At 37.9% G+C, this 26,642-nt stretch carries 21 protein-coding genes and 1 tRNA gene; 5 read left to right on the top strand and 17 right to left on the bottom strand.

What is annotated here, in order from left to right; translation table 11 throughout:
• Nucleotides 1-24: 24 nt before the first annotated feature.
• From J5J05_RS01660 to kdpA, 8 genes are all read right to left on the bottom strand, one after another.
• The gene (locus J5J05_RS01660) at nt 25-2,178 is read right to left on the bottom strand and encodes a glycoside hydrolase family 3 N-terminal domain-containing protein (protein ID WP_208558949.1); all 2,154 of its coding nucleotides are present in this window, start codon (nt 2,176-2,178) and stop codon (nt 25-27) included.
• 21 nt (nt 2,179-2,199) lie between these two features.
• Nucleotides 2,200-3,021, bottom strand: a complete 822-nt coding sequence (locus tag J5J05_RS01665) for a carbohydrate ABC transporter permease (RefSeq protein ID WP_244244564.1) — start codon at nt 3,019-3,021, stop codon at nt 2,200-2,202.
• Nucleotides 3,022-3,039: 18 nt separating this feature from the next.
• Nucleotides 3,040-3,918: a carbohydrate ABC transporter permease gene (locus J5J05_RS01670; RefSeq protein WP_208558950.1), complete on the bottom strand. Its 879-nt coding sequence runs from the start codon at nt 3,916-3,918 to the stop codon at nt 3,040-3,042.
• A gap of 75 nt (nt 3,919-3,993) precedes the next feature.
• The gene (locus J5J05_RS01675) at nt 3,994-5,247 is read right to left on the bottom strand and encodes a sugar ABC transporter substrate-binding protein (RefSeq protein ID WP_208558951.1); all 1,254 of its coding nucleotides are present in this window, start codon (nt 5,245-5,247) and stop codon (nt 3,994-3,996) included.
• 80 nt (nt 5,248-5,327) lie between these two features.
• A complete protein-coding gene (locus tag J5J05_RS01680) occupies nt 5,328-6,068 on the bottom strand; it encodes an alpha/beta hydrolase (protein ID WP_208558952.1) in 741 nt (246 codons plus the stop codon).
• A 447-nt stretch (nt 6,069-6,515) separates the two neighbouring features.
• Nucleotides 6,516-7,070: a K(+)-transporting ATPase subunit C gene (gene kdpC, locus J5J05_RS01685; RefSeq protein WP_208558953.1), complete on the bottom strand. Its 555-nt coding sequence runs from the start codon at nt 7,068-7,070 to the stop codon at nt 6,516-6,518.
• Between the two features lie 12 nt (nt 7,071-7,082).
• On the bottom strand, nt 7,083-9,140 hold the full coding sequence (kdpB, locus tag J5J05_RS01690; RefSeq protein ID WP_208558954.1) for a potassium-transporting ATPase subunit KdpB: 2,058 nt from the start codon (nt 9,138-9,140) through the stop codon (nt 7,083-7,085).
• A gap of 13 nt (nt 9,141-9,153) precedes the next feature.
• Nucleotides 9,154-10,836: a potassium-transporting ATPase subunit KdpA gene (gene kdpA / locus J5J05_RS01695; RefSeq protein WP_208558955.1), complete on the bottom strand. Its 1,683-nt coding sequence runs from the start codon at nt 10,834-10,836 to the stop codon at nt 9,154-9,156.
• 336 nt (nt 10,837-11,172) lie between these two features.
• Between kdpA and J5J05_RS01700 the strand changes: the two genes are divergently transcribed.
• Both J5J05_RS01700 and J5J05_RS01705 read left to right on the top strand, forming a co-directional pair.
• Nucleotides 11,173-13,860, top strand: coding sequence for a sensor histidine kinase (locus J5J05_RS01700; RefSeq protein WP_208558956.1), 2,688 nt, complete (start codon nt 11,173-11,175; stop codon nt 13,858-13,860).
• Entirely contained in the window at nt 13,853-14,554 is a 702-nt protein-coding gene (locus J5J05_RS01705; RefSeq protein ID WP_208558957.1) for a response regulator, read from the top strand. The genes J5J05_RS01700 and J5J05_RS01705 overlap by 8 nt, the downstream gene beginning before the upstream one ends.
• Before the next feature lie 47 nt (nt 14,555-14,601).
• Here J5J05_RS01705 and J5J05_RS01710 read toward each other — a convergent pair whose 3' ends face one another.
• From J5J05_RS01710 to J5J05_RS01720, 3 genes are all read right to left on the bottom strand, one after another.
• Entirely contained in the window at nt 14,602-15,369 is a 768-nt protein-coding gene (locus J5J05_RS01710) for an alpha/beta hydrolase (protein WP_208558958.1), read from the bottom strand.
• A gap of 131 nt (nt 15,370-15,500) precedes the next feature.
• Complete coding sequence (locus J5J05_RS01715) at nt 15,501-15,923, bottom strand: OsmC family protein (RefSeq protein ID WP_208558959.1); 423 nt, start codon at nt 15,921-15,923, stop codon at nt 15,501-15,503.
• Nucleotides 15,924-15,994: 71 nt separating this feature from the next.
• Nucleotides 15,995-16,657 (bottom strand): hypothetical protein, encoded by a 663-nt coding sequence (locus tag J5J05_RS01720; protein ID WP_208558960.1) that lies wholly within the window; start codon nt 16,655-16,657, stop codon nt 15,995-15,997.
• Between the two features lie 138 nt (nt 16,658-16,795).
• Between J5J05_RS01720 and J5J05_RS01725 the strand changes: the two genes are divergently transcribed.
• Both J5J05_RS01725 and J5J05_RS01730 read left to right on the top strand, forming a co-directional pair.
• Nucleotides 16,796-16,869: transfer RNA gene (locus J5J05_RS01725), tRNA-Arg, on the top strand.
• A 335-nt stretch (nt 16,870-17,204) separates the two neighbouring features.
• Nucleotides 17,205-17,549 carry a DUF898 family protein gene (locus tag J5J05_RS01730; RefSeq protein WP_208558961.1) on the top strand — a complete coding sequence of 115 codons (345 nt, stop codon included), beginning with the start codon at nt 17,205-17,207 and terminating at the stop codon, nt 17,547-17,549.
• 54 nt (nt 17,550-17,603) lie between these two features.
• Here J5J05_RS01730 and J5J05_RS01735 read toward each other — a convergent pair whose 3' ends face one another.
• The 6 genes from J5J05_RS01735 to J5J05_RS01760 form a co-directional block, all read right to left on the bottom strand.
• Nucleotides 17,604-19,361 carry an ABC transporter ATP-binding protein gene (locus J5J05_RS01735; RefSeq protein WP_208558962.1) on the bottom strand — a complete coding sequence of 586 codons (1,758 nt, stop codon included), beginning with the start codon at nt 19,359-19,361 and terminating at the stop codon, nt 17,604-17,606.
• Nucleotides 19,361-21,124, bottom strand: a complete 1,764-nt coding sequence (locus tag J5J05_RS01740; RefSeq protein ID WP_208558963.1) for an ABC transporter ATP-binding protein — start codon at nt 21,122-21,124, stop codon at nt 19,361-19,363. Before J5J05_RS01740 ends, J5J05_RS01735 begins: the two co-directional genes overlap by 1 nt.
• Nucleotides 21,125-21,707: 583 nt before the next feature.
• Entirely contained in the window at nt 21,708-22,034 is a 327-nt protein-coding gene (locus J5J05_RS01745; protein WP_208558964.1) for a PTS sugar transporter subunit IIB, read from the bottom strand.
• Between the two features lie 65 nt (nt 22,035-22,099).
• Entirely contained in the window at nt 22,100-23,107 is a 1,008-nt protein-coding gene (locus tag J5J05_RS01750; RefSeq protein ID WP_208558965.1) for a Gfo/Idh/MocA family protein, read from the bottom strand.
• An 18-nt stretch (nt 23,108-23,125) separates the two neighbouring features.
• Nucleotides 23,126-23,977, bottom strand: a complete 852-nt coding sequence (locus tag J5J05_RS01755) for a metallophosphoesterase (protein ID WP_208558966.1) — start codon at nt 23,975-23,977, stop codon at nt 23,126-23,128.
• Between the two features lie 257 nt (nt 23,978-24,234).
• Nucleotides 24,235-24,498, bottom strand: coding sequence for a hypothetical protein (locus J5J05_RS01760; RefSeq protein ID WP_208558967.1), 264 nt, complete (start codon nt 24,496-24,498; stop codon nt 24,235-24,237).
• A gap of 715 nt (nt 24,499-25,213) precedes the next feature.
• On the opposite strand from J5J05_RS01760, the gene J5J05_RS01765 reads away from it, so the two are divergent.
• Complete coding sequence (locus tag J5J05_RS01765) at nt 25,214-26,542, top strand: sodium-dependent transporter (RefSeq protein ID WP_208558968.1); 1,329 nt, start codon at nt 25,214-25,216, stop codon at nt 26,540-26,542.
• The last annotated feature ends 100 nt before the right edge of the window (nt 26,543-26,642 follow it).

Here is a 26,642-nt window from a genome sequence, read left to right on the forward strand (position 1 = left end):
TTCAACAATTTTATTTCATCTCTTTTATTCTTTTTCTAGTACAAATGACTCGCTTAACGAGACCCGACTATCTGTGCCTACACCAATCAGGAACGTTCCAGCATCACTGCTGACAGTGTTATCTGCATGTGTATAGCGAAGCTGTGCTTCCGTTATTTCAAAGGAAACCGTCTTGGACTCTCCGGCAGTAAGCGTTACTTGTTTGAAGTCGATCAATTCTTTGACCGGTCTTACTACTTCAGCAACCTTATCTCGAATATAAAGTTGAACAGTCTCAAGTCCTTCTACTTCACCAGTATTTTTGATCGTTACAGAGACAGTCAACACATCATCTGCTGACATCGTCTGCTTCGATAAGGTGCATCCAGCATACTCAAAGCGCGTATAAGAACGACCAAAACCGAATGGATATAAGGCTGTGTTTTCAGTATCCAAATATCTCGAAAAGTATTTTTCGCCTCTTTTTTCATCTGTCAACGGTCGACCTGTACTATCTTCGTTGTACGTTAATGGTATTTGTCCGATTGATCTAGGGAAAGACATTGGCAATTTGCCAGAAGGATTCACTTTCCCGAATAAGACATTGGTAATTGCCTGAGCACCCATTGTACCTGGGAACCACGCTTCAACTAGTCCGTCGACTAACGGGATCACATCTGATAAATCTAATGGACGTCCATTGAACAAGACAGCGACAACTTTTTTGTTTAATTTTTTTAATTCTCTAAGCAAAACTAATTGGTTTTCTGGTAATTTGATATTCGTACGACTCGCCGCTTCACCGCTCATTTCCGAACTTTCACCAATGGCGACGACCACTGTATCTGCTAAGCGGATATCATCCATAAAGAAACTATATTGTCCTTCTAAAAAGGTAGCATCATCAATGACACTCAAGTTCTCTGAACCTACAGTCTTACTCATGGCTTCTTTCAAGGTTTCCGTTTTCGAAAGATCCCCTTTCCAAGACCAAGCGCCTAAAATGTCATTTGAATCTCTTCGTTGACCAGTCAACACGATTCTGTCTTCTTTATTGAGTGGTAGTACACCATTATTCTCAAGTAAGACGATCGACTGTTCAGCGACTGTCAATGCGGCTTGTTTGTTATCAGTTGAAAAAACTGATTGGCTTTCGGTCTCTTCATCTGCACCACGGTAAGGTTGCTCAAAAAGGCCTAAGTCATTTTTCAATCTCAAGATATTCCAAACCGATTCATTTAAAAGTGTCGCCAACGAATCATCTTGTTTCACGAGATCAACTAAATGTTCGCTATAAGCAGCAGACATCATCTCGATATCGACTCCTGCCGTGATCGCTTGTTTTGCAGCAGCTCGGTTATCTTCTGCCACGCCATGTGGAACGAGTTCTCCAATCGCACCCCAGTCAGAAATCAATACACCGTCAAAGCCCATTTCATCTCTTAATACGTCTCGCATTAATCCTTTATTACCAGTAGCGGGTATATTATCGATCGTATTGAATGCTGTCATAACTAGTTTAGCACCCGCATCGATGCCTTCTTGATAGGCCGGAAGGTAGTGTTCTCTTAAAGTGTTTTCGTTTAAATCAACGGAATTGTAATCTCTCCCGCCTCTTGGTGCACCGTAACCTGCAAAATGCTTCACACATGCTGCTAGTTTGGTCAAATCGTTTTTCAGATCTTCTCCTTGGTACCCTTCAACAAACGCTCTGGCATAGCGCTTGTTGAGTAATTTATCTTCTCCTGTCGCTTCCATAACTCTTCCCCATCTAGGATCTCTAACGAGGTCGACCATAGGTGAAAAGGTAACATGTAAGCCTTGTGCAGCCGCTTCTTTAGCAGAGATTTCTGCTGTCAATTTGATGGCCTCAGGATTCCAAGTTGCTCCTAATCCTAAAGGAATCGGGAATATCGTGTGATCGCCATGAATAATATCTGCCATAAATAAAAGTGGGATATGCTGACGATTTTTTTCCATAAACTCTTTTTGTAGATCAATCGTCTCTTTTGCACCTGAAAGGCCTAAAACAGAACCAACCTGATACTTTTTCTTTTCCGTCATCGCCATTTCATTCATTGGGCCTGTAATATCTTCTGATTGGTCAGAGAAAAAATCTGCTGATAGCTGAATCGTCTGGCCAACTTTTTCTTCGATCGTCATGTCCTCTAGTAATGCTTTTAAAGCTTCTATTTTCATAATTAACTCCTTGTTGTACGCTTATTTTCCACCAGAGATGTTGAAACCAGTAAGAATATATTTCTGGAATATAATGAATATAATCAAGATCGGAACGACCATGAAGGCAGCCCCAGCCATTTGTAAGGCATAATTTGTACCATGTTGTCCTTGTAGTAATTGCAAGCCAACAGATAATGTATAGAATCGTTGATCATTCGCAATAATCAAAGGCCATAGGAATGAATTCCATCCTCCGATAAAAGTCAAAATACCTTGTACGGCAATAATCGGTTTAGAGAGCGGTAAGGCTACTCTGAAAAAGACATAAAAGTCACTTGCGCCGTCAAGACGAGCAGCTTCAAAAAATTCTTCCGAAATACTTGAAAAGAATTGTCTAAACAAGAAAATCCCAAACGCACCTGTCAAACCTGGTAAAACGATACCTAAATACGTATTGGTCAAACCAATCTGATTCAATAGTAGATACACAGGAATCATCGTTACTTGTCCTGGAATCATCATTGTTGCTAATACTAAAACAAAGAGAAAGTTTTTCATTTTAAAATCGTAATGTGCAAAAGCAAATCCTGCCATTGCGTTCAACAACAAACCGATAAAGCTTAGTGCTGTGATAATTACCGTATTCAGCAAGTACACATCAAAGTTCAATCGTTCAAAAAGTTCTCTGAAATTATCCAGTGTCCATTCATTTGGAAGTAAATTCGGTTGAGCGGAAACAATTTCTGGATTGGTTTTGAAAGCAGATAAAATCATCCAAGCAAATGGAATAACTGTGATCAATCCCCATATTCCTAATACAACGCCAATGGTAATTTTTAATTTTCTGTTAATATTAATCATAACTTGTTATCCCCTTTCTTAATCTGCTCGTCTTTGTAATCTAAGTTGGACAAGTGTTGCACAGATAATCACGACAAATAGTAATAATGATCCTGCGGCTGCATATCCAAATTGATTGTTTTGGAACCCATTACGATAGATAAAGAGCGCCACACTTGTTGTACTATTCAACGGTCCACCTTCTGTCATAACAAATGGCTCTTCGAAGAATTGTAACCAACCAATGATCGTAGTGATCGTTACGAAAGAAGTTGAGAATTTAAGTTGAGGGACAGTAATGAAACGAATTTGTTCCCATTTCGTTGCGCCATCTAATTCTGCTGCTTCATACATTGATGCAGGGATGTTTTGTAATGCTGCTGAGAATATTAGCATATTGATCCCGATACTTCTCCAGACTGCCAAGATAACTAATGATATTTTTGAGACACCGGTGTCCGTGAGCCATCCAATTGGTTCAATACCAATTGTTCCGATTACTCGGTTGATCAATCCGATGCTTTGACTTGGGTTAAATAAGAACGCCCAAACGATGGCAACGGCAACGATATTTGTAATGGAAGGTGAGTAGAAAACCACTCGCATGAAAGAGAAATAACGACTTTTACCCATATTGATCAAAATCGCAATCGTTAAAGAGAATAAAATAACGAGCGGAACACCAAATATGACATAAAATAATGTATTGGTAATAGATTTCAGAAATACACTATCTTGAAGTATATTTTGATAATTTTGTAGTCCTGTAAAGTTGATACGAGAATAATCTGCTAAACCGGCTAAACTCATATCTGTAAAACTGATGATTAACGCTAATATGATAGGGAAAATTGAAAATGTCAGCAATAAACCTATAGCGGGTGCAATAAAGAAATACGGTGCTTTTTTACTTTTCATGAAAAAGTTCCTCTCTAAAATCAAAATTCAGAGAATGAATGTCAAGCTTATCATCCTCTGAATTTTATATTATTTTTAGTCGATGATTGTTTGTACTTCTTGATTCAAGTTGTCTAATGTTTCTTGAACATCAGCGCCACCAACAATAATTTGTTCAAAGCTAGTGATATACGCTTGAGATACTCTATCCCATTCTGCGATAACTGGCATGTGTTCTGAGTTTTCTAGTTGCTCTCCGAAAACGGCTACGTTCTCATCTTGGAATGGTTCTTCATCCCATGTTGCCATTCTTGCTGGAAGAGAACTTGAATTTTCATAGTACGTTAACATACTGTCTGTACTTGTCATATGCTCAATCAATTGAATCGCTTCATCTGGATTATCAGAGTTATTCCAAACGGCTAAGTTAGCGCCACCTGTATTAGAAACATTGCTGACAGGTCCTTCTGGTAATGTTCTAACTGCCCATTTACCTTCAATATCCGTTGTTTGATCTTGAATCGCTGAAATCATCCAAGGTCCACTGATAAACATTGGGTTGATACCTTCGCCACCGAAACTTTGAGAAATCTCAATACCTAAATCTTGGCTTGGAGAAGCACCAGATTCTACGAAACTGTTCAAGTAATCGATTGCTTCAACAAATTCAGGTTCATTCATGACTGCTTTTCCTTCATCATCAATGATTTCAGAACCATTTTGTTTAGCGAACATTGGTCCAAATGTTTGTTCATTTAATGGAATGGTGAATCCGTAATAGTCATCTCCACGGTCAGATAACTTAGTCGCTGCGTCATACAATTCGTCCCAGTTGCTTGGTCCTTCTGGATAGCCAACTTCTTCCAATAAATCTGTTCGATAATAAAGCGCTCTTGTTTCTGTATACCATGGCACGGCATAATAATTTTCATCGAATACAGTTGTTTCTACGTTACCTTCAAAGAAATTATCTGTACTAAGTTCTTCCTCTGATTCAACATATTCAGTAATATCCATCAAAGCACCTGCATCAACAAATTCAGCCATATAGGTTGAACCCATTTGAACAACATCGGGACCTTCACCTGATGCAACAGCCGTTAACAGTCGATCATGTACTGCTGACCATGGAATACTTTGTGCATTTACCTCAATACCCGTTTCTTCTGTGAAAGAGTCGAAAATCGGTTGTGTTACTTCGTTTCCATCACCCATTACCCATACAGATAATGTATCTGACGATCCTTCTCCACTGCCATCTGATGCACTATCGTCGCTACTTCCACATGCAGCCAATAAACTCATTGCTACTAAAGAAGTTGTACCTAAAGCTAATTTATTAAATTTCATTTGTATTCCTCCATTTTTTTATTGTAATTGATCAGTTAAATGTTTTCAGTCGAAACGTTTCGACAAGGAGCTAAAAAAATTTAAGCTGTTAACCAGTCTAATGCTAATACAATATGTTTATTCCAAAAGTCCCAGTTATGATCACCTTCGTCTTCTACATATTCATGTTCGATATGATGCTGTTTCAATTTCTGATGAAACGCAACATTATCTTCATATAAGAAATCACTTGTTCCGCAAGCCATATACAGTGCCGGCAGTTCAGTTTCACTTTCTACTAAATGAAATAAGTCTATCTCATCAGGAATCGCTTGCAACGATTGACTCCCCACTAATACATCCATGATTCGTGCTGGATAACTGAATGCTTCTTCTTGCCCAGACTTTGTAATGATACGACTGGATAATGCTACAACCTTACTAAAGGTAGTTGAATAATATAGACCGTTCCGTAAAGCGCCATAGCCACCCATCGATAATCCTCCAAGCCATGTATCTGCTCGTTTAGAAGATAACGGGAATAAACTTCTCGTTTCCTCAATCAGTTCTTCACCAATCAACTGTCCGTATTTAGACCCATTAGGATGGTCAACATAATAGCTGTTCTCGCCTGTCGGTAAAATAATCGCAATATTGTATGTCTCTGCTAATTGTTCAACGTTTCCTGCAAAAAACCAATCTCTTCGGTCTCCGCTATAGCCATGAAGCAAGTATAGCGTTTTATAATTACCGGATTGTCTGTTGTCCTTTGGGATCACCGCTGAATAAGAAATCTTTCTTTCAAGACTTTTTGAAAAAAACGAAGCGTCGACAGTTGTCATTTTCGATTCACTCCCTTTCGAAACGTTTCGATAAATTGATTATAGCGGAGACTTATCTTTTTTGCAAGCCTTTTCTTTTGATTTGATCTTTTCTGAAGATTTCTATCAAGTTTCTCAGATTCATTTGAAAATGAAGGATCTCCGAAGGGGTTTACGAAAGCATCGAGAGCTTGCACGCGACTTTCTCGATAGTTGAACCGATCCCTTCCCTAATGTATTCACTTTTCGGACAAGTAAAAGACAATTGGTGATTCATTTATTTTTCAGTTCGTAGAAAATCGAGTAAAAAATTAAATAAACTCTGGCTAGCATGGGAACTGATTTACTAGGCTAATAAAACAATAGATTTAATGTAGAAAAAAACCTGAGAGAATTGTAAACATACAATCTCCCAGGCGTTATCTCTATAGTTAAAACGATAAAACTTTTGTCTCTAGCTGATTCTTTTTAAATTTCGTCTAAGGCTAGATTCACGCCCAACACGTTTACTGCCGGTTCTCCCCAAATACCCAATGTGCGTCCAGTTGTCTGTTGCTGGATGATTGTTTCAATCACTTCTTCTGAAAGATCACGAGCTTTCGCAATCCTACTCACTTGATATGCAGCTGCTTCGGGTGAGATATTGGGATCCACGCCACTTCCTGATGCAGAAAGTAAATCATTAGGAATCGGCTGAGTATTCTCAGGATCAAGTTCTTGTAACCATTGCATTCTTTCTTGAACGAGTGATTTTAACGCTTCACTTGTCGGGGATAAGTTACTGTCCCAATCGGGTCTTCCAATCATATAAACTGGCTCTGTAAAAGGTTGCGCAATCCATTTTGATCCAACTGTCACTTCTTCATTTGCAGCGTTCGTCGTTTGGATCATGCTACCATTTGCTTGATTTGGAAAAACTAGTTGAGCGATACCCGTTACGACACCTGTATATAAAAAACCACAGACAATTGTAAAAAATAAAAATAATGTGACGGCTGTTCTCAATGATTTTAGTATTTTCATGTATTCTTCTCCTTATCCAATACCCATAATCGTGAGTATGACATCAATCAGTTTAATCGCAATAAAAGGGGCAATCAGTCCACCTAGCCCATAGACAAGCATATTATGTCGTAACAACTTCTCTGCAGATAATCCTCTATACTTCACACCTTTTAGCGCCAATGGTATCAAGGCAATAATGATCAAAGCATTATAAATCACTGCGGACAAAATTGCTGTTGTTGCACTGGTCAAGCCCATGAAATTAAGTGCTTCTAATTGTGGATAAATCGAGAAAAACAAGACTGGAATGATTGCAAAGTATTTTGCAACATCATTAGCGATACTAAATGTCGTTAGCGCCCCTCTAGTAATCAATAATTGCTTACCGATACGGACAATATCAATCAGTTTAGTAGGGTTTGAATCCAAATCAACCATATTTCCTGCTTCTTTAGCTGCTTGTGTTCCTGTATTCATGGCTACTGCAACATCTGCTTGAGCCAGTGCTGGTGCGTCATTGGTACCATCTCCTGTCATTGCAACGAGATGACCCTCTTTTTGATATTGACGAATCAAGTCCAATTTTGCTTCCGGCGTAGCTTCCGCTAGAAAATCATCAACGCCTGCTTCCGCTGCAATCGCTGCAGCTGTCATAGGATTGTCACCCGTAATCATGATTGTTCTAATCCCCATATTTCTGAGTTCACTGAAGCGATCTTTGACCCCGCTTTTAACAATATCTTTTAAATGAATGACTCCTAGAACCGTTTCATTTTTTGTAACAACAAGGGGCGTTCCACCTGCCTTTGCGATATCACTCACGATACGCGTACACTCTTCTGGAAACGTGCCACCTTTCGCCTGGATCGCTTGCTTGATAGTATCAGCAGCGCCTTTACGCCATTCATTACCGTCATAATCGATCCCACTCATTCGCGTTCGAGCTGAGAACGGTACAAAAGTCGCTTGTAAACTAGATAAATCATGACTTCTCAAACCATATTCATCTTTCGCTAGTTTCACAATACTACGGCCTTCAGGTGTTTCATCCGCAAGAGAAGACAACTGTGCTGCTTCAGCCAATGCTTCTTTTTCTGTACCGTTTACCGGTACAAATTCACTGGCTTGTCTGTTTCCTAATGTGATCGTTCCTGTTTTATCAAGCAAGAGTACATCCGTATCTCCTGCAGCTTCAATTGCTCGTCCACTCATGGCTAGTACATTGGCTTCGTTTAGTCGACTCATTCCCGCTATACCAATAGAAGATAACAAGGCACCAATAGTTGTCGGTGCAAGACAGACCAATAATGCTACGACATTCGTTAACGAAATCGGCGATCCTGTTCCTACATATTCACTCGTGAATTGTGTGAATGGTAATAAGGTCCCAGAAACCACTAAAAAGATGATCGTGAAGGTAACGAGTAAAATCTGTAACGCGATCTCATTCGGTGTTTTCTTTCGTGAAGCACCTTCTACCATACTGATCATTTTATCTAGAAAACTATTTCCTGCTTCTACGGTCACGCGTATGATCAACCAGTCAGAAACGAGTGTCGTTCCACCTGTAACAGCGCTTCTGTCGCCACCGGACTCTCTGATAACAGGCGCAGATTCACCCGTAATGGCACTTTCATCGACAGAAGCCGCTCCTGATACGACCTCTCCATCCATAGGTATTTGTTCACCTGCTTCAACATACACTAAATCTTCTTTTTTCAAATCAACAGATAAAACGACGTCAAAATCTTCTGGGTGATCGATTGATTTGATTTTTTTGGTTTGTACTTCTTTTCTTGCTTTTCTTAATGTGTCGGCTTGTGCTCGCCCTCTTCCCTCGGCGATAGCTTCAGCGAAGTTAGCAAACAACACGGTAAACCAGAGAATCAGGGCTATCGAAAACACATAGCCTCCAGCTTCATCTTGAATTCCGATAAATGATAGGAAATAAAGGACTGTCGTCAAAATCGCTCCAATATATACCATCAACATGACAGGATTTTTCACCTGTACTTGAGGCAATAATTTGGAAAATGATTGTGTGATTGCATCAATAAATAATTTTGATTGATTTGTTTGATTTTTCATTTGTCATTCCCTCTTAATGTGATGTGAAGTAATCTGCTATCGGACCTAATGCCAACGACGGCAAGAAGCTTAATGCAGCAATAATCAATATGACACCGACCAATAAGCCAATGAACAAGTTACTTGTCGTAGATAGCGTGCCTTCGCTGACAGCAATCGATTTTTTCTTAGCCATATTACCGGCTAAAAAGATCGTTGCGACTAATGGGATGAATCTTGACATGAGCATGATGCTTCCGCCTAGTAAGTTCGTCAACGGATTATCCGCACTAAATCCTGCAAATGCACTACCGTTATTATTGCCCATCGAAGAATACGCATATAAGATTTCTGAAAATCCTCTAGCACCTTCATTCGTTACCAACTCTTGCGCACCAGGCGCTACGACCGCAATCGCTGTTCCGATGAGCGTCAAAACAGGTGGCACGAGTACAATGAGACAAACCATTTTCATATCGAATGGTTCGATTTTTTTGCTCAAATATTCAGGTGTTCTACCGACCATCAGTCCGGCTATAAACACGGTTAAGAGTACAAAGGCAATTATTCCATAAAGGCCACTACCGACCCCTCCAAAAACGATTTCACCAATTTGCATCAAGAACATGAGCATCATACCGCCAAAAGCTGTGTAACTATTATGCATCGAATTAACAGATCCATTTGAAGCCGCAGTAGTCGCCGTTGCCCATAGTGAAGACATGCCGATTCCATGGACCACTTCTTTACCTTCCATATTTCCAAGTCCAGTTGCGCCGGAAAACAGCGGTACACCGTAAGCTTCACTTATCGTAGTTACGACTAGTGTCAGGATAAAAATCGTCATCATCGCAATATAGATTGTTCTACCCTGTTTGTGATTTTTCACAGCTTTACCGAACGTTACACATAGCGCTGCAGGAATGAGTAAAATAGAGAGTAACTGAATCAGATTTGATAATGCTGTTGGGTTTTCTAATGGAAATGCTGAGTTAGATCCAAAAAATCCACCACCATTGGTCCCTAATTGTTTGATCATAATTTGACTGGCTGCAGGTCCCAGTGGAATGGTTTGAGCAGCACCGTCTTGCAAGGTCGTTACTGCTTGATAGCCTGAAAAAGATTGCACCACACCTTGGGATACTAAAATGATCGCACCCACAATGGACAATGGCATCAAGACGTATAAGGTAATCCGTGTTAGATCCACCCAAAAATTACCGACAGTATGCTTTTGTTTCAAAATAAATCCTCTAATCAATACAAACAATACGGCTATGCCTGAAGCAGCAGAAACAAAGTTCTGAACAGTCAATCCGATAGACTGCGTGAAATAGGATAAACCTGTTTCTCCCGAATAAGCTTGCCAATTTGTATTGGATACAAAACTAGCTGCCGTATTAAAGGCCAAATCCAATGAAGTGCCTTCAATATTCTCTGGATTAAATGGTAAAAATCGTTGGGCAAGTTGTACGATAAAAACGAAAAATAGACCGACTATACTAAATAATAGAACTGAGATCGCGTACTTCTTGGCCGTCATCTCTTCCGCTTTTACGCCCATTACTTTAAACAATCTTCCTTCTAATCGGTTGCCTGTTTTATTTTTGAAAACAGATTTTCCAATCATAATGTTATAAAGATAGATACCTAGTGGAATTGATAGACCAATAAGGATCAGTATAAATAGCAGCTGCTGAATAACGATCATACTCATAGGTCTTCCCCCCTAAACAGCACGTAAAACAAGTAAACAAGTAAAATCATTCCGATCATACCGGTTGCTAAAATAACGATGTCCATAATAAACTCCTTTTTTATGTTTACTGATCAAACAGGTTTGCTGTCTATCAGCTTATGAAGTTATCTTAGCAGTTAGATGATTAAGTCGGGATAAGCAAATACCGATTAGGATTAAGATGACATAAAGATTGCGTGCTTCATCAATCTTTATACTATCTTAATGCGACATTGAAAATCCTAACATCTTTAGCCGCATAACTGTGCTATAATCCTTTTAATATAGAAGGGCTTTTTTTAAGGAGAATAGAAAATGGTAGCTACTGATTTAAGCGATCAAGAAGATTTAGCATATGTTTCTGAAACGAGCCAACGCGTCGGTAAGCTCAAAATTTATTTTGGTTATGCGGCTGGTGTAGGTAAAACTTATGCGATGTTAAGTGATGCTCAAGAAATACTAAAAGATGGTATGGATGTAGTGGTTGGGTATGTTGAACCGCATGACAGGCCAGAAACAACTGCGTTATTGCATGGTTTTGAACAGTTATCCCCTTTATCTCTCTCTTATAAAAATATGACTTTACAAGAACTGGATCTGAATGCGGCTTTGAATCGGCAGCCGGATTTGATTTTAGTAGATGAGTTGGCGCACACCAATGCGGAAGGCAGTCGTCATCAGAAGCGATTTCAAGATGTAGAGGAATTATTGCGAGCAGGCATCGATGTGTATACGACTGTCAATGTTCAGCATATTGAAAGTTTAAATGATCAAGTTTCAGCAATAACCGGTGTGGTTGTTCGTGAGCGTATTCCTGACCGTTTATTTGATTTAGCAGATCAGATTGAAGTAGTCGATATTGAACCAATAGAGTTGATTGACCGGTTGAATAAAGGTCGTATCTACCAAAAACACAAAATCGCCCAGGCACTTTCCCACTTTTTTACGATTGAAAAATTAGTCGCATTAAGAGAAATCGCGCTTAGAAAAACAGCGGATCATATCAATCGCAAAGCCAATCAGCATGCGAGCGTGAGCAAGACATCACCTGCTTTCACTAATGAACATATTTTGGTTTGTTTATCAGGGTCTCCTTCAAATATGAAAGTGATTCGAACGGCAGCTAGAATGGCTCGTGCTTTCAGTGCCCGCTTGACTGCCATTTATGTCGAAGTTGCTGACGATGATCCTAGCGAGTCTTATCAATCGTCCCTTCAAGCAAATATTCGTTTGGCAGAAGACTCAGGTGCACAAATCGTGACGATTTATGGTGAGGATATACCGAAACAGATCATCGAATATGCTCAAGCTAGCAAAATTTCAAAAATCGTTGCTGGTCGCACGAAACATCTGACCAAGTGGCGATCTAAGCAATCTTTTGTCGATAAATTATTAGATTATGATCCCAATATTGATTTGCATATCATACCGGATAATCAAGATGGTCAGCCTCCACGGAAGAAAAAAATCGTTGACTTTTCTTTTTCTTTTTTAGAATCTTTGAAGTCTATTTTTCTTCTGCTCATTTGTACACTCATTGGATTATGGTTCTATTCACTTGGTTTCAGCGAAGCAAATATCATCATTATTTATATTCTTGGTATTTTGATTAATGCCCTACTTACAAAAGGTCGAAAATATAGTTTGATTGCTTCTATCGTGAGTGTGTTGATTTTCAATTTTACATTTACTGAACCGCGTTTCACTTTTAAAGTCAGTGATCCCGGTCATATCATCACGTTTTTTATCATGTTAGTCGCTGCGCTGATTACATCGACTTTAACGAAGCGCATCGCTGAACAAGCCAGACAAGCTTCTCGTAAGGCTTATTACACAGAAGTTCTTTTAGAAACAAGTCAAAAATTACAGAAAGCTTCTGATGAACAAGCCATTTATAATGAGACGGCTCAACAAATCATGAAATTGACAAATCGTTCGATCGTTTTCTATCCATCTGAAGCAGGTCATTTGACTACACCGCTATTTTTTGATCATGGTAATGCAATTGGTGATGAGCAATCTGTTTTAAATGAACATGAAAAAGCAGTTGCCGAATGGGCTTTTACTAATAACAAACGCGCTGGCGCTAGCACACAGACACTTTCGAATGCAAAATGTCTTTATCTAGTTATACGTGGCCGAGAAAAGCCGTTAGCTGTTGCCGGCATTGTCTACGACCGATCAGAAAAACTTGGTATATTCGAAAAAAGTTTAGCGATCGCCATGTTAGATGAATGTGCACTAGCACTTGATAAAGAAAAAGCTACTGAAGCACAAAATGAACTTTACACAGAGATGCAACAAGAAAAACTGCGATCAACACTATTACGTGCTATCTCGCACGACTTGAGATTACCCCTGACTAGCATTTCAGGAAATGCCAGTTTGTTGTCAGCTAGTGCAGACAAGTTATCTGTCGAACATAAACAAGCGCTTTATCAAACGATTCAAGATGATTCCGCTTGGCTGATCCGTTTGATTGAAAACTTATTGTCTATCACCAAGCTGGATAGTGGACAATTAAAACTGCGGACTGAAATTGAGTTGTTTGAAGAAGTCATCGACGAAGCGATCAGTCATTTAGATCCTGCTATCAAAGAACATGCTTTAACCGTAGAAATCTCGGATGATTTACTCATGGCTAAAATGGATCCCCAACTGATCGTCCAAGTTTTTGTGAATATTTTAAATAACGCAGTCCGCTACACCCCTACTGGTTCAACTATTTCCATCACAGCCCTTCGCGATGGTCCACTTGCGCGCATCGAGATCTCTGATGACGGTAATGGGCTGACTGCTGAGGAACAAGCGCATATTTTTGATATGTTCTACACGACTAATAGTGCAAATCCCGATGGACGTAGAGGACTAGGATTGGGACTTTTCTTGTGTCAATCCATTATCGAAGCGCATGGTGGTACTCTTTATGTAAAAGATCACCAGCCTAAAGGGACTACATTTGGCTTCACCTTAGAAGCAGAGGAGGTTTCAACACATGAATAAACCCACTATTTTGATTATAGAAGATGATCAAGCTGTTCGGAAACTCATCTCCACGACCGTTGAATTAGAAGGCTACCAGTACCGTACTGCTGAGAATGGTAGAGAAGGCTTGATGGAACTAGTCAGTAAACAACCCGATATTCTCATTCTTGATTTAGGTTTACCGGATATGGACGGGGTTTCCATTGTTGAAAATGTCAGAGGTTGGTCTAACCTACCCATTATTATCATCAGTGCCCGCAGTGACGATCAAGATAAAATCAAAGCGTTAGATGCTGGTGCAGATGATTATTTAACGAAGCCTTTTAGTGTCGAGGAATTATTGGCAAGATTAAGAGTAATTTTGCGACGACTACGAACGGATCAGCAGTCTTCTAACATACAGTCATCAATCATTGCAAATGGTTCATTGAAAATTGATTATGCAGCTGGTATCGTTTGGATTGATGATACCGAACTCCATGTCACACCTATTGAATACAAGCTAATTTGTTTATTAGCAAAAAATATCGGAAAAGTACTTACTCATAACTATATTCTCAATGAGGTATGGGGTAAGTATTATGATGATGTCCCCGTTTTGAGAGTGTTCATGGCTGGATTGAGAAAAAAATTAAGACAGCACAGTCCTAATGAAGACTATATCCAAACGCATATAGGGGTCGGTTATCGAATGCTTCGAATCGAGTCATAAAAAAGATTGGACGGGTTTTAATTTAATCCGTCCAATCTTTTTTTAATTTAATGGTTTGAGTCGCTAACCATCCATTCAATTACTTGCTCGATATAAACATCCCAGAATGTCCATGAGTGGTCACCGGGTGACTCTTTGTAAATATGATCGATCTTCAACTCATCTAAATATTGGTGCAGACGAAGACTTTCTTTATAAATAAAATCTTCTGTTCCGCATGCAATAAATAAGTCTGGTAAGGATTCTTTGTTTACTAATGTATAAATATCTTTTTCCCGATCCATATCTTGGTAAGTTTTTGCGCCGATAATATACTGGATCGCTTGATTCATTCTGTTTTCTTCGGTTAAATCGTGATCTTTTTCTTGTGATTGAAGAATTTTACTTGAAAGTGCTCCAATTTTAGAGAAGGTTTTATTGTAAAATAACCCATTTCTCAAAGCACCATATCCACCCATCGATAATCCTGCTATCCAAGTATCTTTGACATCATGGGATAAATTGAACATCCCTCTAGTGATTCGAACGAGCTCTTCACCAATATATTGACCATAATAACTACCATTTTCAAGATCAACATAAAAGCTGTTTTCACCTGAAGGCATAATTACAGCAATATTATATTTAGTTGCAAGTTCAACGATCCTAGTCTGATTGATCCAAGCATCAAATGCATCGTTCCAACCATGAAGTAAGTACAGCGTTCTAAAGGGTTCTACTTTTTCACCATTTTGAAATTCAGATGGTAAAATTGCCGCAAACGGTACTTTCCGCATGAGTCTTTCTGATTGAATATTTCCATAGATAACTGCCAATACGATTCCTCCTCTATCATGATTACCGTGTTAATATTAAGCGTTTACAATTAAAAAAGCAATAGTCTTTTTCCATAAAGTAATAGAGAGGTTACTCGCCTTGTCGACGAGTGACCTCTTCATTCAATACATTAATCGTTTTCTACTTTTTCGCCGTTCAGTAAAAGTGTATAACTTAGTTCAGCTTTCAAAGAATTAGCCACTGAGCAATATTTTTCGTCGCTTAGCTTAATTGCTCGCCAAACTCTACTTGCTGGAACATCCCCATCTACGTGTAAAGTAATGTGAATTTTTTTGAAATATTTTGGTGGTTCTTCATTTCTTTCACCATCTGTTTCAATTTCAATTCTTTCCAATTTATCTTGATAAGGTTTAAGAATCATATACATGTCAATGCCCATACAACCTGCAAGACCACCCAAGACAGCTTCCATTGGTGATACGCCTGATCCAGAACCACCCGCAGCTTCTCCAGCATCCATTTTTAATTCTTTACCATTACTATTCTTCATGTTAAAAGCTAGGTTGCCTTCCCATTCTGTTGAAACGTTCATAAGCTCACTCCATCTCATACATTTATTTCTATTATAACCAAGAACAGCTTACTTTTATATAGTGATTTGCCTTATTCTTCTAAATCTAAGCTTTCTTCTAGATCATCAGGATAGACGATTGTACTGAAGACTTCACCAGATGCTTCGTCTTTAATTTCAATAGTTGATGACAGATTCTCAGGGTCTTTGCCCTCAAAAACTTGATAGTAAAGAGCGGATATCGCTAGTCCCATTACACCGAAGCCATCGAACCCTTCCTCATAAACTGCTTTATCAACAACAACAGAAAATTCACTGAAATCATCATTAAATGTGATATCTTTAAAGGATTGATAATTCTCATCTGTTTTCAGTTCTTCTACCGATTGAGTAATGGTTTGTTTCAATTCGTCTAACAACGCTTGATGCTGAGCTCTCGATAATTTGATCGTTAAAGAGCCATCTTCATTTTGAGTAACATCGGCTTCTGTCAATTCAAGATCAGCAGGATCAAATGTTTCGGCTAATTCAGCCGGCAATGTCAATTCTGTACTAAGCAACCCTTTGTCAACTTCAATACTTCCTTCATCATCGCTTTCCTCTTCAACAGCTGTTTCAGTTTCTTGATCTTCCGCATCCGTTTCTGCTTCCATTTCTTGTGCAGCTTGTTCTTCATCGTTTGACTCATCGGTTGCACAGCCAGCAAGTAAAATTACCAGTGCTGAAGCACTCAATAAACGTTTTGCAATCGTCATCTACTCATCCTTTTTTCTTTTAGTATAACAGAAAGTCGAATTATCTTAAAAAACTTTTATTTAACGCCATATGCTAACCTAAACCTAACTTGTATCAATTGAACTTCCATAGTACAATAAGGTCATTCGTTTAATTCTGACTCTATAGCTCAGTAGGATAGAGCAAGTGCCTCCTAAGCACTAGGTCGGGGGTTCGATTCCCTCTAGGGTCATTTGATTACCATATCAGTAAAAAAGGCACACCTCATCATTATTAAAGAGGTGTTTCTTTTTCTTTTTGTTGCAAATTTTTGAATAGGAACTGTTTTGTTCTACTAGTGGATTCTATAAAAATAGACCTTCGAAGTATGTAATAAATTGAGATAAAGCAAAACATACTTTATTTTTTTGATTATAAAAAAATATATAGTCGTTAATAATTAAAAAAGTTGTCATACATAATTGACTGAACGTATTTAAATACTTTATTAATAGTGATAGTATTAACTTATTGATGAATAACGATAGATATTCATCAATAAGTAAAGAACGAAAGGAAAGTTTATATATGGAGGCAACTCAAACAGTGTTTACAGAATCAAAGAAAGGAAGAACCTCATTTTTTGACGGCGGTTTGTTATCCTATATTATTAATAGTATACTTGCAGCATTCATTACAGCAATTACCTTAGGTATATGTTACCCATGGGCAGTCTGCATTACTTATGGTTGGAAAATCAATCATACAGTCATTGATGGTAGAAGACTTAAATTTACCGGAAGCGCTATGGGGCTATTTGGTAATTGGATCAAATGGTTCGCTCTAACTATCATTACTTTAGGTATTTATGGATTCTGGTTACATATAAAGTTAGAAGACTGGAAAGTAAAGAATACAACATTCGCTAACTAGTATATAATCTAAAAGGCCCACCTCATCATTATTGACGAGGTGGACCTTTTTCTATTACGAAACCATTTCTTGACCTTTTTTCTGCATGTTATACATTTCAGCGTATGAACCGCCTTGTTCTAGCAGAGAATCGTGATCTCCTTCTTCTATGATCTCACCTTGATCTAGTACAAGAATTTGATTCGCGTGTTGAATCGTTGAAAGACGATGCGCAATAATAAATGTTGTTCTTCCTTCTTTTAATACATCCATCGCATGTTGAATGATATCTTCTGTTTCTGTATCGATAGAAGATGTCGCTTCATCTAAAATTAGAATTTTCGGATTAAATGCTAAGGCTCTCGCAAATGAGATCAGTTGTCGTTGGCCAGAACTTAAAGTACTGCCTTTTTCTACAACTGGTTCATCCAAGCCTTTTTCGAATTTGCTCAACATATCGTCTCCGCCGACGTCATTTAAAGCTTTTAATGCTGTTTCTCTAGAAATTTTGGGATTATCCAACGTAATATTGGATAATATGGTACCCGTGAACAAGAAAGGATCTTGCAAGACGATCCCCATTTTTTCTCTGACAGACTGTCTAGAGTGTAACTTCGTGTCTTGTCCGTCAATCTCAATCTTTCCTTCTTGTGGATCGTAAAATCGGAAAAGTAAATTCATGATCGAACTTTTGCCAGATCCGGTATGACCCACTAGTGCTACTGTTTGTCCAGGTTCAGCGGTAAACTGGATATCTTTGAGTACTTTTTTCTCTTCATTATAACCAAAACCGACGTGAGAAAATTTAACCTGACCGTTTGTGATGCTTATTTTTTCTGTCGCATTCTCTTCTGGTTCTTGATCCATCAATTCAAATACTCTTTCTCCAGCGGCAATGGCTTGTTGGACAAAGGTCATTTGTTGAATGGTTCCTTTGATCGGTTCGTATAGTCTTGAGATGTAATCACTGAACAGATAAAGCATACCGACAGAGATTCCAAGTGTTCCATTGATATATTGAGTGCTGAAGTAAACCATCAGAATCAACAGCGTTAAACGTCTCAATAAATCTGCAATCGTGAATTGGGATGTCGCATCTAGAAGAACATACTTCTTCATAACGTCATACCATTCATCATTGATTTTAGAAAACTCTTTATCAACTTTTTCTTCTTGTTCAAATGCTTGAATAATAGACATCCCTTGAATCGATTCATTAAATTTCGCATTCACTTCTGAATTCAAGTCGCGTTCTCTTCGGTTAAACACACTTGCATATTTACTGTAGAATTTCGCCCAGAAATACATGAGTGGTATTAAAATCAGTAAAATCAATCCTAGTGTGCGATTAAAAATCGTAATCGCAGTAAATGTACCAATGACATACAATACATTCATCAAAATTTGACCGATTGCCGTTACGTAAAATTGCTGACGCAGTGACTCTGTATCATTTGTAATTCTGGCAACAACCTTGCCAGCTGGTAAGTTATCAAAATATTCTACGGGTAGTGCTTGTACTTTCTCATATACTTGATCTCGAATCATTTTAACTGAACCATTCGCCGCTTTCATTCGAATGATTTGACTAAAATAGCGGAAAGCTGCAGTAGACATCATCAAGAAAGCATAGATTAAAATCAACTGCATTAACGTATCACTAAATGCTTCTCCTGTTTCTGCTGCTGGTGTGATCACGTTATCGATGATTCGTTGCGCCATGATTGGCGCACCTAAATCAGTGACAGTTGAAAGCAAGAGGAACGCAATGCCTATTCCAAACTGACATTTAAAGTATTTCATATATGAGAGGAGTCTTTTAACTGTTTTCATTACTTACCCTCTCCTTCCTCATCAATTGCTTCTTTTGATTTGATTTCTTGTCGCAAGAATTGTTCATAATACCAGCCTTTTTGGGTAATCAATTCATCGTGTGTCCCACGTTCTGCGATACGACCATTATCCAATACAATAATTTCATCTGCTTGTTTAACAGCAGAGAGTCTATGGGTCGTAATGACCGTCGTTTTATTTTGTCTCACTTTTTGAATATTTGAAATGATATGCTGTTCTGTTTTAGCATCTACTGCAGAGAGGGAATCATCCAATATTAAAATTTGCGGATCTTTGATCAAAGCGCGCGCAATAGAAATCCTTTGTTTCTGCCCACCAGAAATGGACATCCCTTTTTCGCCAATCATGGTGTCTAATCCATGCTCCATTTTCTTTAGATCCTCTTCGAATGACGCATCACGAATACTTCTCATGATTTCATCATCCCTTGCATCTTTTTTCCCAAATGCAATATTTTCTCTTACACTTCGACTGAATAAGACGTGATCTTGCGGAACATATCCAATGAGTCTTCTTAGTTCTGGATCTTGGTACTGCGCATAAGCATGGTCTCCCATGTCAAACGAGCCTGATCCAACTGGATATTGATTCAGCAACTGACGAATCAGCGTCGTTTTCCCTGAGCCAGTTTTCCCAACAATACCTAGCATTTTCCCCTTAGTCAGGTCTAATGCTAGTTTCTCTAAGTTGATCGACTCACTACCGTTGTATCTAAAGTCGAACTGGTCAAACTTGATATCTTCTACTTCTGAGATCGATTTTTCACCATTCAAGTCTAGTCCATCCGTCGCGTTCATGATTTCTTCTACACGACGCATGGATGCACTCCCTTGTCTAAGAATCAGAATCAACTCTGAAACAGCAATGATCGGCCAGATCGTCATACCAAGATATAGTTGGAAAGCAATCATGTCTCCAACACTCAATACACCCGAAGCAACCAAGTATGAACCATAGCTCAAAGCGATCACAACACTAAGTCCTTCAAAAAATTTAACTGTCGGACCAAATACTGCTCCAGTCTTCGATACTAGGTTGTTTTTATTGTATAAATCTTCTGTCTGTTTTCTAAATTTATTAATAAAATCTTGTTCTTTAACATACGCACGAATCACTCTTGTGCCATCTACCATCTCTAGCACATCTTCATTTACTTTTGAAAATGATTTTTGTGCGGTTTCGTAACGTTCATCGATTTCTGCACCCTTTTTTCTAAAGACATAAATCATTGGTAATAGAGGAATAATTGTTGCTGCGGTAAGTGCCCAGCTGACAGAGACGCCCATCATAATGACTAGAATACTCAAGTAAACAGTAGATGTCATTAAAACTTCCATCCCGTAACCAGCCGTATCAGCAAGTGCACGAATATCTTGCGTTCCTCTTGCCATTAAATCGCCTGTCCTGAATTTTTCAAAATAGGGCGCTCGCATCCGGAGCAAGTGGCGCATCATTTTACTGCGCATTTGATTTTGTAATTTGTATGCCCCTGAGAACAATCCATATACCCACGAAAAATCCAGTAAGTACGTTAACACAATCAAAGCTACAAAAATGATACTGTAGAACTGCAAGCGCTGTGTGTTCATCACATCCGTAACAATATCATCGATCATTCTTCCAACAATATTAGGAATGAGCACTGCACAAAGGTTTCCTAAACCTAAGGCAATGAATGATAATATATATTGTGTTGCATTTTCCTTGAAGAAAAATTTCAATTTCTTTATTACATCAAACATAATTTCATCCTTTCGTCCTTTTACAAAATATAAATGGTTTATCCACTAGGATAATTTGTCGCTCAATTTTTTTATACATTACTTTCGTAGTATACAATTTAAATCGAAAGCGTTTTATTACACATAAAAAAACACAGTCTACCCCTCATCATGAGAAATAGACTGTGGCAACTATGTGTGTTTTTTTAGAAATAGCACTTGCACACTGACAAGTATATCTATAAAAACTAATCTACCATTCTACTTTGAAAAAGGAGGTTTTTGGTCGTAAAATATTAACGTATAATGTCATTTGACTTTGCTGTACTAAACCTAATTTCAAATTATTCATCGTACAGCCCCTCCTTTTCTATGTAATGTGAATTCGAGATAAAATGCCGACTTGATAAGTCGAATTATTTAAATCTCTTGTCAAAAATTACTATACACAAATTTAAATTCAAATACAAGCTTATTTGTGAATCTTTTTTAAAAAAGTTAAAATCGTCCTTTTTTACAATTAGTTATAGTTTGGTTTTCGAGTTAAAAAAAGCGTTTACTCGTCACTATACCCTGACGAATAAACGCTCTATTTTTTACCTACTCATTCTATTTTCTTAATTAAATTTAAGGCATCCGCTAAAACTTTTTTTCCGTTCATCATACCATAATCTTTCATATCGATGACAGCTACCTCGACGTTTTTTTCCTCAAGTTGTTTCATCACATTTGCTTTCATATAACTGACTTGAGGACCAAGCAAGACAACATCAAACTCTTTTGAAGCGAATTGTGCCGGTGCTTCTGTAGCCGGAACCGCCACAATGGAAACATCATTGGCTTGTTCTTTAGCAGCTTTTTTCATTTTTGAAACTAGCATATTTGTACTCATTCCAGCAGTGCATATCAATAGAATTGATACTTTTGTCATATAGAACCACTCCTTATAGAACTTCTCAAAAATACAGCTCACAATAATGTTTATACCTTCAACCTTTACTGACCGTCATTGAATGACAAGTCTGCACTTTTTCTTAATTTAAATAGCGTACGATTGACCGCTTTACCTAAAGCCGTCCATTCTTTCAACTTTTCTTGTGTATCCTTTTCGTCGAATGTATTGATTAGCGCCGCAAAAACACGTGCTTCTTCATAAAGCGTATTTTCTGCTGCTGGATGAATCGGTACTTCTTTCACGCTTGCATCTCTCGTATTGATTTCTTCTAATTTAGCGATACCCACAACTGCATTGACTCTAAGCGTTTTGTCGATACTATAAATTTCAGATGGTAAAAGCGAAGTAGCTGTTTTGCCGAACAGCAAAGTCACATCATAATCAGGGTATCTAAGAATCGCTGTTCCTTTTCCATCCACACCTGTTCTAACTTTTTGAGCAAAATAATGCGCTTCTTCTGGTTCACCAAACCAACTAACCGCTGCATACAAGGTGTAGATACCTAAATCCATCAAGGCACCACCAGCAAACTTCGTTGAGAAAATATTCGGTTCTTCTCCTTGAAGAACCAAGTCGTATCTTGAAGAATATTTCATGTAAGTTAAAGTAGCGCCTTGTATTTGATCAAGTGATTGAATTTCTTCCTTCACTTTTTTGAAATTATCTTCGTGGATGTGTCTAGCGGCCTCAACTAAAACTACCCCTTTAGCTTCAGCTAGCTGACTCGCTTCTTCCCATTGATCTGGATTTGTGAAAGCAGGTTTTTCCACAATAATATGTTTACCGGCATTTAGTCCAGCTATCGTCTGCTCAAAATGAAGGCCATTTGGAGAAGCAATATATAAGACGTCAAGTTCTTTATGATTGATAAACGCATCAAAATCTACTATTGCTTCTTTAGCATGATAAGGTTCACCAAAAGATTTTGCTTTTTCGAGTGATCTTGAATAAACAGCTTTTAGTTCATAGGCTTTTGTTTCTAAAGCGGCTTGTACAAATACATCACTGATACTACTTGTTCCAATAACACCTAATTGTAAAACTGACATCTCTATCATCCTCTTCTTTTAGTTTAAAGTAATTACGACGATCTCAGGTCGGTTGTTGATTCTAAATGGAAAACTAGAATTACCGATCCCTCTAGTGATGATCATACGTTTAGACTGGTCCTGTTCGTCTGAAAAAATACCATAATCATATTTTGGGAAAAATCCCTGTCCAGGTGCAATGGCCCCTCCAATAAATGGAATTCTCATCTGTCCTGCGTGCGTATGGCCTGACAAGGTCAAACTGGGTGCTTTTGTTTTATCATCAAGGTATTCTTTGAAATGTTCTGGACGATGCGCTAACAAGATTTTAGGTTGCTTACTCATCTCAGCTGTTAGCTCAATATATTTTAATATAGGCTTTGGACTTTCATCATTTGCCTGACGCTCTGCAAGTCCCATCAAAACGATGCCACCTTCGCTTTCCCCAAAAGTGATCCACTCCGCCTCATCCAACAATAATCGTACATTTGACTGATCTAATTCATCGGTCAAATCTTTAAAATCAGCTGTTTGAATATCATGGTTCCCTGTCACCATATATGTAGGTGCAATGGCACTGAGTCCCTCACATAACTTACGAATGGGCACATCCGTCAAATCTGATAAACCTGCTTGAACCAAATCACCTGTTATCACGATCATATCCGGTTTTTGTGTTTTAATTTTCTGTATCAGATTTTCAATAAATCCTCTATTATATCTCGGTTTCAAATGCGTATCAGATATCTGAACGATTCTTTTTCCTTTTATTGATTGATGTAACCTCGGTATCGTTATAGCGTATTCATCAATATCTAGATAATAATTCTGTACATAAAGATATATTAAAAGTACAACTGCTATAATAATTAATCCTAATAACCATTCCATCTATCTTTCCTCCTACACCCTTTTCGTTTTACATGACCTATCTATGTCACATAAAATCAATAACCAGAACTTTTTAAGATCATTCAGCTCTGATATCAGTATTATTGTACCATAAAAAGGTAAAATCTAGCGGTTGTAAATCAGCGACTATTGGTCGACTTATTGTATTTCACTCGTTAATAAAGATAGTAAAAGAGCCGTAAAAACTCCTACACGGAATTTTTACGGCTACTAACACACGTCATTTTCACAAAGAATTATTTATTTAATCTAAGATGTTCGAATGAAATACTTCTGACCAATTTACGATCTTTGCAAGCCTGTTCGACTAATGACACTTTGGCTACTTTCATTTCAAAAAGGTCTTCTAATTTCATATGGTGCTTTGTAAGCACTGAGTCTAGAGGAATGTCAATTTCGCCATCTGCATTTTCAATGACTTCGTCATCTTCAATACACAATTCTCTAGATTCCACGTCAGATTCTAGAATATAGATAAATTTTTTCTGTTGTAAATGCATATCAAGATAACCTTCCTTCTTAACAGCGTTCATATACGTTTATTAGTATTTTTTAAACGTAAGAACGGATCTGTGTGATTCACGATACCTAGATTATACCTCACTTGATTTGATCTGTCTGTGTCAAAAATGCGACTTTACGTTAAATATTTGTTGATGTTCATAAAACTGTAGAATTTATCTTTTTTTTAATAAAAACAGCACAGATAGTCAGATAAATCTTCTTAAATCGTATCTTTTACACTCCTCGGAAATAAGATTCCTTCAATTTTCCGTCATGAATTAATAGATATTACTCAATAGGATAACAATCGTTTTCTTATTGTTAGAATTATCCTAATCTTAAATCTTATAAAAATGATAGAATAATGAGTAAAACCGAGTGTGAAATATGGGCCTTTCAGGCTAAAAACAAGGACCATCGGATAAGTATTATTTTATATCTTAGGTGAATTTTATTAAGTAAATAGGCAAATAATTTAATTAACTTAAGTAAATAAACTCAAAAACCTAACTTGTCTTCGTAAAAACGTATTCATCGTTAAAATATAAATAGTTATTATTTTTTTAGATAATTATATTGATTTCTCTCATTTTTTAACGTAGAATATTGAGAAATCAGTAAGCCTTACTGCCATTATTTTATAATAATTTATTTTACTGCAGTTACAATTGATTTAGGCTACTGATAATTTAAAAAAAAGGAGAACAAACTATGAAAAAAGAACGTGAACAATGGGGATCCCGATGGGGATTCATTTTAGCAGCAATGGGTTCTGCTGTTGGGTTGGGAAATATTTGGCGGTTTTCTTACGCTATGGGTGCTGGTGGTGGATCAACATTTCTGATCATCTACTTACTTAGCGTACTCATTATTGGTTTTCCTGTAATGTTGATCGAATTTGCTATTGGTCGTCGTGCCCAAACAGATGCCATTGATGCCTTTAAAAAGTTAGCTCCGAAATCTTTCTGGGTTGTAGCTGGTGGGATGGGTGTACTAGCGGCCTTCATTATTTTATCCTTTTACGGTGTTATTGGTGGTTGGTCACTTAAATATATCTTCACCTATATTACTGGTGGCGTGTCTGGAGATACTGAAACCTATTTTAATGGGTTTGTAGGATCCACGATTGAACCAATCGGTTGGCAATTCCTTTTTATGGGTATTACTATTGCAATCGTTATGTTAGGTGTCCAAAAAGGCATTGAAGCTTCCTCAAAATGGATGATGCCTATTTTGAGTATATTGCTTATATTATTGGCCATTTATAGTCTTACATTAGGCGGCGCAAGTGAAGCAATGACCTTCATGTTCCATCCTGATTGGTCGGCATTTTCAGATCCAAGTGTTTATTTCGCTGCTGTTGGCCAAGCTTTCTTCACATTAAGTCTTGGTATGGGTATCATGTTGACTTATGGTAGTTACTTAAGTCCAAAAGAAAAGCTACCTTCTTCAGCTGTCTACATTATTATTTTAGATACTTTATTTGCTGTCATTGCCGGTTTAGTTGTTTTCCCTGCTTTGTTTGCTTTCGATATAGACCCAACTCAAGGTCCAGGCCTGGTTTTCGTTGTGTTACCGACCATTTTCCAAAATATTAGTGGCCTTGGTGCAATTGTTGGTGTAGCTTTCTTTATTTTACTCGCACTTGCTGCACTATCATCTGCCATTTCACTATTAGAAGTAACAGTGTCTTACCTTATTCGTAGACTAGGTGTTTCTCGTAAATTTGCGACCATTGGTATTGGTTTCGTTATTTTCTTAGTGGGCGTGCCTTCTTCTTTAAGTAACGGAGCGGTAACAATCAAAGTATTTGGCGATCCTTTCTTGGACTTTATGGATAAATTTTCGGGCAATCTTTTACTACCACTTGGTGGTTTAATTATCACACTATATGGTACGTGGTCATGGAAATCTAATGAATTGTTAGAGTATGCTGATTTGCAAGATGCTTTTTATGCTCCAGCATTATTATTCTTTGCTAAGTTCGTTGCTCCAATTGCCATTCTAATTATTCTAATTTTTGGTATGTTGAACTGGTAAATTCATTTTCAATCGAGTAGGAGGTAAATCATTAGTTGATTTACCGTCCTCTCACACCACCGTGCGTACGGTTCCGTACACGGCGGTTCAATACCTTGCG

It is taken from the genome of Marinilactibacillus kalidii, assembly GCF_017599325.1.
Classification (GTDB): Bacteria; Bacillota; Bacilli; order Lactobacillales; family Carnobacteriaceae_A; genus Marinilactibacillus; species Marinilactibacillus kalidii.

Coding starts and splice junctions, on each gene's coding strand:
- J5J05_RS01660 (WP_208558949.1), bottom strand. CDS start 2,178: ATGAAAATAGAAGCTTTAAAAGCATTACTAGAGGACATGACGATCGAA.
- J5J05_RS01665 (WP_244244564.1), bottom strand. CDS start 3,021: ATGATTAATATTAACAGAAAATTAAAAATTACCATTGGCGTTGTATTA.
- J5J05_RS01670 (WP_208558950.1), bottom strand. CDS start 3,918: ATGAAAAGTAAAAAAGCACCGTATTTCTTTATTGCACCCGCTATAGGT.
- J5J05_RS01675 (WP_208558951.1), bottom strand. CDS start 5,247: ATGAAATTTAATAAATTAGCTTTAGGTACAACTTCTTTAGTAGCAATG.
- J5J05_RS01680 (WP_208558952.1), bottom strand. CDS start 6,068: ATGACAACTGTCGACGCTTCGTTTTTTTCAAAAAGTCTTGAAAGAAAG.
- kdpC (WP_208558953.1), bottom strand. CDS start 7,070: ATGAAAATACTAAAATCATTGAGAACAGCCGTCACATTATTTTTATTT.
- kdpB (WP_208558954.1), bottom strand. CDS start 9,140: ATGAAAAATCAAACAAATCAATCAAAATTATTTATTGATGCAATCACA.
- kdpA (WP_208558955.1), bottom strand. CDS start 10,836: ATGAGTATGATCGTTATTCAGCAGCTGCTATTTATACTGATCCTTATT.
- J5J05_RS01700 (WP_208558956.1), top strand. CDS start 11,173: ATGGTAGCTACTGATTTAAGCGATCAAGAAGATTTAGCATATGTTTCT.
- J5J05_RS01705 (WP_208558957.1), top strand. CDS start 13,853: ATGAATAAACCCACTATTTTGATTATAGAAGATGATCAAGCTGTTCGG.
- J5J05_RS01715 (WP_208558959.1), bottom strand. CDS start 15,923: ATGAACGTTTCAACAGAATGGGAAGGCAACCTAGCTTTTAACATGAAG.
- J5J05_RS01720 (WP_208558960.1), bottom strand. CDS start 16,657: ATGACGATTGCAAAACGTTTATTGAGTGCTTCAGCACTGGTAATTTTA.
- J5J05_RS01730 (WP_208558961.1), top strand. CDS start 17,205: ATGGAGGCAACTCAAACAGTGTTTACAGAATCAAAGAAAGGAAGAACC.
- J5J05_RS01735 (WP_208558962.1), bottom strand. CDS start 19,361: ATGAAAACAGTTAAAAGACTCCTCTCATATATGAAATACTTTAAATGT.
- J5J05_RS01740 (WP_208558963.1), bottom strand. CDS start 21,124: ATGTTTGATGTAATAAAGAAATTGAAATTTTTCTTCAAGGAAAATGCA.
- J5J05_RS01745 (WP_208558964.1), bottom strand. CDS start 22,034: ATGACAAAAGTATCAATTCTATTGATATGCACTGCTGGAATGAGTACA.
- J5J05_RS01750 (WP_208558965.1), bottom strand. CDS start 23,107: ATGTCAGTTTTACAATTAGGTGTTATTGGAACAAGTAGTATCAGTGAT.
- J5J05_RS01755 (WP_208558966.1), bottom strand. CDS start 23,977: ATGGAATGGTTATTAGGATTAATTATTATAGCAGTTGTACTTTTAATA.
- J5J05_RS01760 (WP_208558967.1), bottom strand. CDS start 24,498: ATGCATTTACAACAGAAAAAATTTATCTATATTCTAGAATCTGACGTG.
- J5J05_RS01765 (WP_208558968.1), top strand. CDS start 25,214: ATGAAAAAAGAACGTGAACAATGGGGATCCCGATGGGGATTCATTTTA.